The sequence below is a fragment of the Hydrogenovibrio sp. 3SP14C1 genome (genome assembly GCF_029625905.1).
In the GTDB taxonomy this organism is placed as follows: domain Bacteria; phylum Pseudomonadota; class Gammaproteobacteria; order Thiomicrospirales; family Thiomicrospiraceae; genus Hydrogenovibrio.
This window is the reverse complement of record NZ_JARTLM010000113.1, coordinates 1-273: the sequence shown is the minus strand read 5'-3', so window position 1 is coordinate 273 and position 273 is coordinate 1. Positions and strand designations below refer to the sequence as shown.

Annotated in this window: 1 protein-coding gene; it reads right to left on the bottom strand. The window is 39.9% G+C overall.

All coding sequences use genetic code 11. From position 1 onward, the window contains the following. Window positions 1-273: hypothetical protein (locus tag P8629_RS11855; protein ID WP_278166323.1), on the bottom strand; the 273-nt coding region annotated here is incomplete at both ends.

The following is a 273-nucleotide window of genomic DNA, read 5'->3' as shown; positions in this document are numbered from 1 at the left end:
ACCAATTTAACGCCATCGCTATTCGTTCGATAGATACCTTCCGGAAAAGTTAAGAGCCCAGGGAAAGGGGGCAGATTTTGCGCCAGTAGATTAATCTCATCCAAAAAGTTACCGTCATAATTCTCCTCATTGTATTTGAGAGCGAAATACAGCAGCAGGCGCTTAGCATTATTTTCGAGGCAACAATGTAATATACAAGAGCCAAATCTTAACAGATCATCACTATGATGAAGCTGAAATACGCACTCACCGAAGGAAAAAATTCTTTGAAAA